This window comes from Pengzhenrongella sp. (assembly GCF_036565025.1).
Taxonomy (GTDB): Bacteria; Actinomycetota; Actinomycetes; order Actinomycetales; family Cellulomonadaceae; genus Pengzhenrongella.
Map to the genome: position 1 here is coordinate 1 of NZ_DATCNW010000161.1, position 11,131 is coordinate 11,131.

Annotated in this window: 10 protein-coding genes; 4 read left to right on the plus strand and 6 right to left on the minus strand. The window is 70.6% G+C overall.

The features are described 5' to 3' along the window. Together VIM26_RS09135 and VIM26_RS09140 are read right to left on the minus strand one after the other, a co-directional pair. Positions 1-162 (minus strand): transposase (locus VIM26_RS09135; RefSeq protein WP_331950365.1); only part of this gene is annotated, 162 nt, incomplete at its 3' end. 30 nt (positions 163-192) lie between these two features. Beyond that, positions 193-609, minus strand: a complete 417-nt coding sequence (locus tag VIM26_RS09140) for a GNAT family N-acetyltransferase (RefSeq protein ID WP_331950351.1) — start codon at positions 607-609, stop codon at positions 193-195. A 35-nt stretch (positions 610-644) separates the two neighbouring features. Between VIM26_RS09140 and VIM26_RS09145 the strand changes: the two genes are divergently transcribed. Further along, positions 645-1,181, plus strand: coding sequence for an OsmC family protein (locus VIM26_RS09145; protein ID WP_331950353.1), 537 nt, complete (start codon positions 645-647; stop codon positions 1,179-1,181). Between the two features lie 81 nt (positions 1,182-1,262). Here the strand turns inward: VIM26_RS09145 and uvrA are convergent, their stop codons facing one another. Beyond that, the gene (gene uvrA / locus VIM26_RS09150; RefSeq protein ID WP_331950355.1) at positions 1,263-4,244 is read right to left on the minus strand and encodes an excinuclease ABC subunit UvrA; all 2,982 of its coding nucleotides are present in this window, start codon (positions 4,242-4,244) and stop codon (positions 1,263-1,265) included. A 134-nt stretch (positions 4,245-4,378) separates the two neighbouring features. On the opposite strand from uvrA, the gene VIM26_RS09155 reads away from it, so the two are divergent. The 3 genes from VIM26_RS09155 (at position 4,379) to VIM26_RS09165 (ending at position 7,393) form a co-directional block, all read left to right on the plus strand. Beyond that, entirely contained in the window at positions 4,379-6,247 is a 1,869-nt protein-coding gene (locus VIM26_RS09155; RefSeq protein ID WP_331950367.1) for a glycoside hydrolase family 15 protein, read from the plus strand. Then, positions 6,244-6,951 carry an MBL fold metallo-hydrolase gene (locus VIM26_RS09160; protein ID WP_331950357.1) on the plus strand — a complete coding sequence of 236 codons (708 nt, stop codon included), beginning with the start codon at positions 6,244-6,246 and terminating at the stop codon, positions 6,949-6,951. The genes VIM26_RS09155 and VIM26_RS09160 overlap by 4 nt, the downstream gene beginning before the upstream one ends. A gap of 148 nt (positions 6,952-7,099) precedes the next feature. Further along, complete coding sequence (locus VIM26_RS09165) at positions 7,100-7,393, plus strand: YciI family protein (RefSeq protein ID WP_331950359.1); 294 nt, start codon at positions 7,100-7,102, stop codon at positions 7,391-7,393. 167 nt (positions 7,394-7,560) lie between these two features. On the opposite strand, the gene VIM26_RS09170 is transcribed toward VIM26_RS09165, so the two are convergent. The 3 genes from VIM26_RS09170 to VIM26_RS09180 all read right to left on the minus strand — a co-directional run. After that, positions 7,561-8,550, minus strand: a complete 990-nt coding sequence (locus tag VIM26_RS09170) for a TerC family protein (protein WP_331950361.1) — start codon at positions 8,548-8,550, stop codon at positions 7,561-7,563. A 219-nt stretch (positions 8,551-8,769) separates the two neighbouring features. Then, positions 8,770-10,872: an excinuclease ABC subunit UvrB gene (gene uvrB / locus VIM26_RS09175; protein WP_331950363.1), complete on the minus strand. Its 2,103-nt coding sequence runs from the start codon at positions 10,870-10,872 to the stop codon at positions 8,770-8,772. A gap of 56 nt (positions 10,873-10,928) precedes the next feature. Further along, a partial coding sequence (locus tag VIM26_RS09180; protein ID WP_414696465.1) for a dephospho-CoA kinase occupies positions 10,929-11,131 on the minus strand: 203 nt, incomplete at its 5' end.

Below are 11,131 nucleotides of genomic sequence, written 5' to 3' on the forward strand. Positions count from 1 at the left end.
GCCAGCGTGGTCACGGCGGTACTTGTTCACCCAATTGCCGAGCGTCGCTTCACCGATTCCGAGCTCGCGCGCGACCTGCGCGGTGGGACGCGACGAGTCGATCACCAACTTCACTGCCTCGTCGCGGAACTCCGGCGAGAAGTTCCTTCTAACTCGTGCCATCTCTCAGTCTCCTCGTCTCGGTGGGCTAATTTAGCCCACTGTCCGAGAAACCCGGGGCGGATCATATAGGACGTCAACGCTCGGACGTTGCGGGGTTTTGGGGTGGTGGGGTGGGTCGGACCGGGAGTGCAGGTGCATGTCGAGCCGGCGCAGCGCAACCCGCGCGATCACCACGCCGTCCCGCGCAACCGCCCAGCACGCGTCGGTCTCGGCCGCCCAGCCGGTGTCCCAGCGACGCAGCCACGCGCGGGCCCGATCGGCGTCCCGGATGTCGCGCGCTCCCCAGCGCTGGATCTCCGGGTCGGCGAACGCCGCGATCACTGCCGCGACGTCGCCGTCGTCGTCGGGGCGCCAGGGGCGCAGCAGCAGATCGGCGGCGATCAGGGCCGGTTGGGCGATCGCGCGCAGCGATCCCCGCCGGACGATGGGCGCGACAGACCGAGGCACCCACCCATCATGCCCGGTGCGTATACCGTGCGCAGATGGGAATCTTGCACTCCTACGCCGTCGATCTCACGTGGACCGGCGCCGGGGAGACCGGTACGACCAGCTACACCGCCTACGGCCGCGATCACGACGTCGTGATCCCCGGCCGTCCCGTCCTGCTCGGGTCCGCCGACCCCGCTTTCCACGGCAGCTCGGCGCGTTACAGCCCCGAGCAGCTGTTCGTCGCGTCGCTGTCGCAGTGCCACATGCTGTGGTTCTTGCACATGGCGGCACGCGACGGCGTGGTCGTCGTCGGGTACTCCGACGAGGCCGCGGGCACGATGCGCGTCGAGTCGGCGGGTGCCGGACAGTTCATCGAGGTCGTGCTGCGACCCCGGGTCACCGTCCGGACCACCCCGCGCCCCGCCGGGACCGACGGCGTGGTCTCCGACGACCGGCCGGTGACCGACGCGCGCCTCGCGTCGTTGCACAAGCTCGCCCACGAGCACTGCTTCATCTCGCGGTCGGTCAACTTCCCGGTGCTGCTCGAGCCGGCGCCGTTCGTCTCGGAAGCCCTGAGCGCTCTGCACTGAGCCCCGCGCTGCGCACCGGGGCGCTGCGCACCCGGGCGCAGCGCGCGGAGCCCGCGCGCAGCGCCTCTGTGAGCCGAGCGCTCAGCTCGCCTTGGCCGCCGCGCGGGCCTTCGCGCTGCGCGCGGGGGCCTTGCGCTTGGCGACGGCGCCGGCCGCGGCGACCGGAGTTCCGTTCCGGGCGGCGGTGCCGTTGCTCGCCGCGGCGACCGGGGGCCCGTCCTTGAGCGCGCCCGCGAGATAGTGACCGGTGTGGCTGGCCTCGATCGTCGCGACGTGCTCGGGCGTGCCCTCGGCGACCACCATCCCGCCGCCGCTGCCGCCCTCGGGACCCATGTCGACGACCCAGTCCGCGTTCTTGATCACGTCGAGGTTGTGCTCGATGACCAGGACGCTGTTCCCCTTGTCGACCAGGGACTGCAGCACGCCCAGCAGCTTGCGGATGTCCTCGAAGTGCAGCCCGGTGGTCGGTTCGTCGAGCACGTAGATGGTCCGGCCGGTGGACCGCTTCTGCAGTTCCGCGGCGAGCTTGACGCGCTGCGCCTCGCCGCCGGAGAGCGTCGGTGCGGGCTGCCCGAGCCGGACGTACCCGAGCCCGACGTCGACCAGCGTGCGCAGGTGCCGGGAGATCGCGGGCACCGCGGCGAAGAACTCCGCGGCCTCCTCGATCGGCATGTTGAGCACGTCCGCGACCGTCTTGCCCTTGAAGTGGACCTCGAGCGTCTCGCGGTTGTACCGCGCGCTGTGGCACACCTCGCACGGGACGTAGACGTCCGGGAGGAAGTTCATCTCGATCTTCAGCGTGCCGTCGCCCGAGCACGCCTCGCAGCGCCCGCCCTTGACGTTGAACGAGAACCGGCCCGGCAGATAGCCGCGCACCTTGGCCTCGGTCGTCTCGGCGAACAGCCGCCGGACGTGGTCCCAGACCCCGGTGTAGGTGGCGGGATTGGACCGCGGGGTGCGCCCGATCGGGCCCTGGTCGACGTGCACGACCTTGTCGAGGTGCTCCATGCCGGTCACCCGCTTGTGCCGCCCGGGAACCTGGCGTGCCCCGTTCAGCTCGTTGGCGAGCACGGTGTACAGGATCGCGTTCACCAGGGTGGACTTCCCCGAGCCGGAGACCCCGGTGATCGCGACCAGGGTGCCGAGCGGGAACGACACGTCGATCCCGGTCAGGTTGTGCTCGCGGGCCCCCTCCACGGTCAGGATCTTGTCGGGGTCGACCGCGCGCCGCGCGGCGGGCATCGGGATCGACCGGCGACCGGAGAGGTACGCGCCGGTGAGGGACTCCTCGGAGGCGAGCAGGCCCGCGAGGTCGCCCGAGTGCACGACCTTGCCGCCGTGCTCGCCCGCGCCCGGACCGATGTCGACGATCCAGTCGGCGGACCGGATGGTGTCCTCGTCGTGCTCGACGACGATCAGCGTGTTGCCCAGGTCCCGCAGCCGGGTCAGCGTCTCGACGAGGCGGCGGTTGTCCCGCTGGTGCAGGCCGATGCTCGGCTCGTCCAGCACGTACAGCACCCCGACCAGGCCGGAGCCGATCTGGGTCGCGAGCCGGATCCGCTGCGCCTCGCCGCCGGACAGCGTGCCCGCGGGACGCTCGAGGGAGAGGTAGTCCAGCCCGACGTCGAGCAGGAAGCCGAGCCGCGTCTGGATCTCCTTGAGCACCTGCTCGGCGATCGCCCGCTCCCGCTCACCGAGCTCGAGCCGGTCGAGGAAGTCGCGGGCCTCGCGCAGGGGCAGCGCGCAGACCTCGGCGATGGAGGCGCCGCCGACGCGGACGGCGAGCACCTCGGGCTTGAGCCGGGCGCCCTCGCAGACCGGGCACGGGACCTCGCGCATGTAGGCCTCGTACTTCTCCTTGCTCCAGTCCGACTCGGTCTCGCCGTGCCGGCGCTGCAGGAAGGTGATCACGCCCTCGAACCCGGTCGAGTACTGCCGCTCGCGGCCCCACCGGTTCTTGTAGCGGACCTTGACCTCGTGGTTCTCACCGAACAGCACCGCGTCCTTCGCGCGCTGCGGCAGGCCGCGCCACGGCACGTCCATCGAGAATCCGAGGTCGCCCGCGAGGGCGGAGAGCACCCGTGTGAAGTACTCCGAGGAGATCTGCGACCACGGCGCGACCGCACCCTCGGCGAGGGACAGCTCGTCGTCCGGGATCACCAGGTCGGGGTCGACCTCGAGGCGGCTGCCGATGCCGGTGCACTCCGGGCACGCGCCGTACGGCGCGTTGAACGAGAACGTGCGCGGCTCGATCTCCTCGAGCGCGAGCTGGTGGTCGTTCGGGCACGAACGGTGCTCGGAGAACCGTCGCTCGCGCTCCGGGTCGTCGGCGTCCGCGTCGACCAGCTCGACGACGAGCAGGCCGCCCGCGAGGCCGAGCGCGGTCTCGACGGAGTCCGTCAGGCGCCGCTGCACGCCCTCGCGGGCGGCGAGCCGGTCGATGACGACCTCGATGTCGTGCTTGAGCTTCTTCTCCAGCGCGGGCGGCTCGGTCAGCTGGACGACCGCACCGTCGACCCGGGCCCGCGAGAAGCCCTTGGCCTGGAGCTCCTTGAACAGCTCGGAGTACTCGCCCTTGCGTCCGCGGACCACCGGCGCGAGGACCTGGTACCGGGTGCCCTCGGGCAGCTCGAGCAGCTTGTCGACGATCGCCTGGGGGGTCTGCGCCTGGACGCGCTCGCCGCACTGCGGGCAGAACTGGGTGCCCGCGCGCGCGAACAGCAGGCGCAGGTAGTCGTAGACCTCGGTGATGGTGCCGACGGTCGACCGCGGGTTGCGGTTGGTCGACTTCTGGTCGATCGACACCGCGGGCGAGAGCCCCTCGATGAAGTCGACGTCGGGTTTGTCCATCTGCCCGAGGAACTGCCGCGCGTACGCGGACAGCGACTCGACATAGCGACGCTGCCCCTCCGCGAAGATGGTGTCGAAGGCCAGCGACGACTTGCCGGACCCCGACAGACCCGTGAAGACGATGAGCTTGTCCCGCGGGAGATCGAGGTCCACGTTCCGGAGGTTGTGCTCGCGCGCACCCTGCACTACCAGTCGATCGTTCACCTGGCCCATGGTACGGCGAATCCGGTGATACGTACACCTGTTCGAACTCACTTTCGACATGTCGGCGCGTCGCTACGGGGGGCAGACTGGCTCGGGTGCCCCCTCGCAAGCGCGTCAGCGCGATCGCCGCCGCCCCTACGGGCGTGAACCACACGCCCCTGCCGTCGACACCGATCGAGGACTACGCCGTGCTCGGCGACGGCCAGACCGCGGCGCTGGTGTCCCGGACCGGGTCCGTGGACTGGATGTGCCTGCCGTCGTTCGACTCGCCGGCGTGCTTCGCGGCGCTCCTGGGCGGGCCGGAGCACGGGCGCTGGCTGCTCACCGTGCCCGATGCGACCGAGGTCACCCGCCGGTACTCCGGCAACTCGTTCGTGCTCGAGACGACCTACGTCTCGCCGTCGGGCACCGCGGTGGTGCACGAGGCGATGCCGCTCGGGGACGGCCGCGCCGACCTGGTGCGCCGGCTGGAGGTGCTGTCCGGGACGGTCACCGTCGAGCACGAGTGGATCGTGCGGTTCGGCTACGGCGCGTACGTGCCGTGGGTGCGCCGCATCGAGGACCCGGACGGGAACGTGGCGATCCGCGCGATCGCGGGGCCGGACGCCCTGCTGCTGCGGGCCGACCGGCTGCCCATCGCGACGGCGGGCCGCCGGCACCGCGACGTGTTCGACCTGGCCGCCGGTGAGAGCGTCGAGTTCGCCGTCACCTGGACCCGTTCCTGGGATCCCGCGCCCAAGCGCGTGCCGATCCAGAAGCGCCTGGACCAGACCCGCACGCGCTGGGCCGACTGGGCGCTCAGCTGCGAGTACCACGGCTCGTACCGCGCGATCGTGGTGCGTTCGCTCCTCGTGCTGCAGATGCTCACCGACTCCGAGACGGGCGGCATCGTCGCGGCGCCGACGACGTCGCTGCCCGAGCAGCCGGGTGGCGAGCGCAACTGGGACTACCGGTACTGCTGGTTGCGCGACGCGGCGCTCACGCTCGAGGCGCTGCTCGAGTACGGCTACCGCAGCGAGGCGACCGCCTGGCGGGACTGGCTGCTGCGTGCGGTCGCCGGCAGCCCGCGCGACCTGCAGATCATGTACGGCGTCGATGGGCGGCGCGACCTGCCCGAACGTGAGCTGACCCACCTGCCGGGCTACGCGGGATCGCGCCCGGTCCGGATCGGGAACGCGGCCGTCGAGCAGGTTCAGAACGACGTGCTCGGGGAGGTGATGTGCGCCCTGCACATGGCGCGGGACGCCGGTCTCGAGGACACGACCGACAGCTGGTCCCTGCAACGCAAGCTCGTCGAGGACCTGGAGCGCCGCTGGCGCGACCCGGACCGCGGCATCTGGGAGGTGCGCGGCGACCCGCAGCACTTCACACACTCGAAGGTCATGGCCTGGGCGGCGCTCGACCGGGGCGTGCGCGCGATCGAGGAGCACGGCCGGGCGGGCCCGCTCGAGCGCTGGCGCGCGGTGCGGGACGAGATCCATGCGGACGTGCTGGCCCACGGGTACGACGCCGACCTCGGCACCTTCGTCCAGTACTACGGCGCGAAGCACACCGACGCCGCGCTGCTCCAAATGGTCCAGGTCGACTTCCTGCCCGCCGACGACCCACACTTTCTGGGCACCCTGGCGGCCATTCGCGCCGAGCTGGAGGTCGACGACGGCCTGGTCCACCGCTACCGCACCGACCGCACCGACGACGGCCTCGCCGGCGCCGAGCACCCGTTTGTCGCGTGCAGCTTCTGGCTGGCCGACGCCGTCGCGCGTACCGGCGACGTCGCGGAGTCCGGGCGCCTGCTGGACCGGCTGACCGGGCTGGTGAACGACGTCGGGCTGATCTCCGAGGAGTACGACGCCGGAGGCGGGCGGATGGCAGGGAACTTCCCGCAGGCCCTGTCTCACCTCGCGCTGGTGCGCGCGGTGTACAGCCACGACTGCGCCTTGAGCCGGACGATGGCGTCGACGGCCGCTGCGTCGGCGTCCGCCCAGACGCCGTCCGCCGGGGGTGCGCTGTGAGCTACACGGGCGACGTCGTCCGCGGCGGCCCGGCCGCGGTGCGCGAGCTCGATGAGGTGGTGGTGCGCAAGGCCGCCGTCGGGCCCATGAACAACAACGCGTACCTGCTCAGCTGCCGCGCCAGCGGCGCCCAGCTGCTCATCGACGCGGCCGCGGAACCGGACAGGCTGCTGGACCTGGTCCGGGACGGTTCCCGCGCGGCGCGGCTGGATCTCATCGTGACGACCCACCGGCACCCGGACCATCACGGCGCCCTGGCATCGATCGTCACCGTGACCGGCGCGCCGACCGCCGCCGGGGATCTCGACGCCCAAGCGATCGAGGAGCCGACGACCCGGCTGCTCCGGCACGGTGACGTGCTCACGGTCGGCCACCTCACGTTGGAGGTCATCGCGCTGCGCGGGCACACGCCCGGCTCGGTCGCGCTGGCCTACCGCGAGCCCGAGCACGCCTCCTCGACGCATCCGGGGGCCGACGGCGCGGTACCCGGCCGCGTGCACCTGTTCACCGGCGACTCGCTGTTCCCGGGCGGTCCCGGCAAGACGCCGGACCCGGCGGCGTTCACCAGCCTGATGGACGACCTCGAGGCGCGCATCTTCGCCGACTTCGACGACCAGACCTGGGTCTACCCCGGCCACGGCAACGACACGACCCTGGGCACGGAACGCGCCCACCTCCCCGAATGGCGAACCCGCGGCTGGTGACACCAGCCAAACGGGAAAACCCCCGGCGAGACCGGCCCGCCGAACTCGGAGGTTCGTGCTGAACTCGCACACTGCCGTGTCCGAGTTCGAGGCAAGCCTCCGAGTTCAGCGGCGGGTGACTCCGGTGGGGTGGGGCAGGATGGCGGGCATGACTGTTTTCGCTGTCCAGTACACGTATGACAATCGCACGTTGGTCCGGGACGAGGTCCGGCCCGCGCATCGCGCGTTCCTCTCGGGGCTGCAGGCCGCCGGGTCGCTGCTGGCCTCGGGGCCGCTGGCCGAGGACGCCGCCGGGGTGCCTGGCGCGCTGCTGATCGTCGCGGCGGAGTCGGCCGACCACGCCGCGACCCTGCTCGACGACGACCCGTTCGCGCACGCCGGTCTGATCGCGGCCCGCGAGCTGCGCGCCTGGACCCAGGTCTACGGCCCCTGGACCAGCTGACCGCCGACCCGGACGGCGGCGGCGAAACCGCAGACTGCGCACATCGCGGCCTGCTGCGCACATCGGATGTGCGCAGTCGAGCGGGATGTGCGCAGTCTGCGTGCTGGTGACCGGCTTGGGTTCTGGTGACCGGCGCGGGAGCGACGGTCAGGCGTCGAGCCGACTGGCTAGTTTGATAACTCCGCGCGCTCGTCGCGGCGGGACTTGGCCAGGCTGGCGATCGTGGTGACCGCGAGGATCCCGACGATCGCGCCGAGCGAGACCCCGATGGGCAGGTCGGGCGCCCAGGCGATCGGCGACCCGCCGTTGACGAACGGCAGCTCGTTCTCGTGCATCGCGTGCAGGACGAGCTTGACGCCGATGAAGCCGAGCAGCACCGCGAGCCCGACGTTCAGGTAGACCAGCTTCGTGAGCAGGTTGCCGAGCAGGAAGTACAGCTGGCGCAGGCCCATCAGGGCGAACAGGTTCGCCATCAGGACCAGGTACGGCTCCTTGGTGAGGCCGAAGATCGCCGGGATCGAGTCGAACGCGAAGAGCAGGTCCGTCGCGCCGAGCGCCACGAGGACGATGAGCATCGGGGTGATCAGCCGCTTGCCGCCCTCGCGGGCCGTGAGCTTGACCCCGTGGTAGTCGGGGGTCGACGGCAGCACGCGCTGCACCCAGCGCACCAGCAGGGGTGGCTCGAAATCGTCGTCGTCCGACTCGCCCTCGCGGCCGACCTTGACGGCCGTCCAGATCAGGAAGGCGCCGAAGAGGTAGAACACCCAGCTGAACTCCGCGATCGCGACCGCGCCGATCCCGATGAAGATCCCGCGGAAGACCAGCGCGAGGATGATGCCGACCAGCAGGGCGGTCTGCTGGTACTTCCGGGGTACCCCGAACTTGGCCAGGATCAGCAGGAACACGAACAGGTTGTCGACCGAGAGGGAGTACTCGGTCAGCCAGCCGGCGTAGAACTCCGCCGCGTACCGGCCGCCGTGGGTCGCCCATACCCAGAGCCCGAACAGCACCGCGAGGCCGATGTACAGGCCGAGGTAGCGCAGGCACTCGGCCATCGTCGGGATGCGTGGGCGCCGGCCGACGAAGACGACGTCGATGACAAGTAGAGCGATGGTGATGCCGAGCGAGAGTACCCAGACGAGCGGGGTCACATGCATGCGGACAAACCTCCGGTATGAGCAGTGCGTACCGAAGGTCTCCTCCGCCCGGTCGCGCGCAACCTGGACCGATGGCACCGGGCCGACATCTGAGTCGGCCGTGCTGACGACACCATCGCGCGGGAGTACTCCCCAACGATTCAAGCGTATGCCATCAGCCGACGGCGGCGCGGCGAGCACCACGCGACGTCCGCCACAGTCGGCCAAGCCGCCGACGGGTCAGGCGGTGGCAGCCTGCATCTGGCGCAGCTCCTTCTTGAGCCCGGAGATCTCGTCCCGCAGCCGCGCCGCGAGCTCGAACTGGAGCTCGGCGGCGGCTCCGTGCATCTGGTCGCTGAGCTCCTGGATGAGCTCGGCCAGCTCTCCGGCAGCCACCCCCGCCAGCCGTGTGCGCGGCTCGCCCGTCCCCCCGACGCCGCGCCCCACCGGCGCACGCCCACCGCGCGCGGGCTTCCGGTACCCGCCGGCGAGCAGCTCGGCCGTGTCGACGTCCTCGCGGTTGAGCATGTCGGTGATGTCACCGATCTTCTTGCGCAGCGGCGTCGGGTCGATGCCGTTGGCGAGGTTGTAGGCCACCTGCTTCTCGCGCCGGCGCGACGTCTCGTCGATCGCCTTGGCCATCGCCGGCGTGATCCGGTCCGCGTACATGTGCACCTGGCCGGAGACGTTACGGGCCGCGCGGCCGATGGTCTGGATCAGCGAGGTGCCGGACCGCAGGAAGCCCTCTTTGTCGGCGTCCAGGATGCTCACCAGCGAGACCTCCGGCAGGTCGAGCCCCTCGCGCAGCAGGTTGATGCCCACCAGCACGTCGAACTGGCCGAGGCGCAGCTCGCGCAGCAGCTCGACCCGTCGCAGGGTGTCGACCTCGGAGTGCAGGTAGCGCACCCGGACGTCCTTCTCCAGCAGGTAGTCGGTGAGGTCCTCGGACATCTTCTTGGTGAGCGTCGTGACGAGAACCCGCTCGTTGCGCTCGGCCCGCACCCGGATCTCCTCGAGCAGGTCGTCGATCTGCCCGGCGGTCGGCTTGACCACGACCTCCGGGTCGATCAGCCCGGTGGGCCGGATGATCTGCTCGACGGTGCCGTCGGCCATCGACAGCTCGTAGTTGCCCGGGGTCGCGGACAGGTAGACCGTCTGCCCGATCCGCTCGACGAACTCGTCCCAGCGCAGCGGTCGGTTGTCCATCGCGCTCGGCAGCCGGAACCCGAAGTCCACGAGGTTCCGCTTGCGCGACATGTCGCCCTCGTACATCGCGCCGATCTGCGGGACGGTCACGTGGGACTCGTCGATGACCAGCAGGAAGTCGTCCGGGAAGTAGTCCAGCAGGGTGTGCGGGGCGGTGCCCTGCGCGCGGTCGTCGATGTGCCGGGAGTAGTTCTCGATGCCCGAGCAGGACCCAATCTGGCGCATCATCTCGATGTCGTAGGTCGTCCGCATCCGCAGCCGCTGAGCCTCGAGCAGCTTGCCGCCCCGCTCGAGCTCCGCTAGCCGGCCCTCGAGCTCGGCCTCGATCGAGCCGATCGCCTTCTCCATGCGCTCGGGGCCCGCGACGTAGTGCGTCGCCGGGAAGATGTAGATGTCCTCCTCAGAGCGCACGACATCGCCGGTGAGCGGGTGCAGCGTCCGGATGGCCTCGATCTCGTCGCCGAAGAACTCGATCCGGATCGCGAGCTCCTCGTAGACCGGGATGATCTCGACGGTGTCGCCGCGGACCCGGAATGTGCCGCGCGTGAACGCGATGTCGTTGCGCGTGTACTGCATCGCGACGAACTGGCGCAGCAGGGCGTCCCGCTCGACGTGGTCCCCGACGGACATCCGAACCATGCGGTCCACGTACTCCTGCGGGGTGCCGAGCCCGTAGATGCAGGACACCGAGGCGACCACGACGACGTCGCGGCGGGTCAGCAGCGAGCTGGTCGCGGAGTGCCGCAACCGCTCGACCTCGTCGTTGATCGACGAGTCCTTCTCGATGTAGGTGTCCGTCTGCGCGATGTACGCCTCGGGCTGGTAGTAGTCGTAGTACGAGACGAAGTACTCGACCGCGTTGTTGGGCAGCAGCTCCTTGAACTCGGTCGCGAGCTGCGCCGCGAGCGTTTTGTTCGGCGCCATCACGAGCGTCGGCCGCTGGAGCTTCTCGATCAGCCAGGCCGTCGTGGCCGACTTGCCGGTGCCGGTGGCACCGAGCAGCACGACGTCCTTCTCGCCCGCCTGGATCCGCTTGGTGAGATCAGCGATCGCGGTCGGTTGGTCGCCGGACGGGATGTAGTCGGAGATGACCTCGAACGGCGCGACGGTTCGCTGCAGATCAGTTACTGGACGCATACCCCAACGTTACGACGCGCCACCGACACTCACCGTCGCGCCGGCGTCGGCGGCGGTCAAGCCCCGGCCTCGACCTCGGCGTTGCGTTCCAGGGCGATCCGTTCCCACAGCTCGTCCACCTGCGCCTGGAGCTCGGCGACCGACCGGGTGCCGTCCAGCACGACGTCGGCCAGGGCGAGCCGCGTCTCGTCGTCGGCCTGGGAGGCGACCCGGCCGCGCGCCTCGTCGGCGGGCAACCCGCGTTCGTCCACCAGCCGGC

Coding starts and splice junctions, on each gene's coding strand:
- VIM26_RS09145 (WP_331950353.1), top strand. CDS start 645: ATGGGAATCTTGCACTCCTACGCCGTCGATCTCACGTGGACCGGCGCC.
- uvrA (WP_331950355.1), bottom strand. CDS start 4,244: ATGGGCCAGGTGAACGATCGACTGGTAGTGCAGGGTGCGCGCGAGCAC.
- VIM26_RS09165 (WP_331950359.1), top strand. CDS start 7,100: ATGACTGTTTTCGCTGTCCAGTACACGTATGACAATCGCACGTTGGTC.
- VIM26_RS09170 (WP_331950361.1), bottom strand. CDS start 8,550: ATGCATGTGACCCCGCTCGTCTGGGTACTCTCGCTCGGCATCACCATC.
- uvrB (WP_331950363.1), bottom strand. CDS start 10,872: ATGCGTCCAGTAACTGATCTGCAGCGAACCGTCGCGCCGTTCGAGGTC.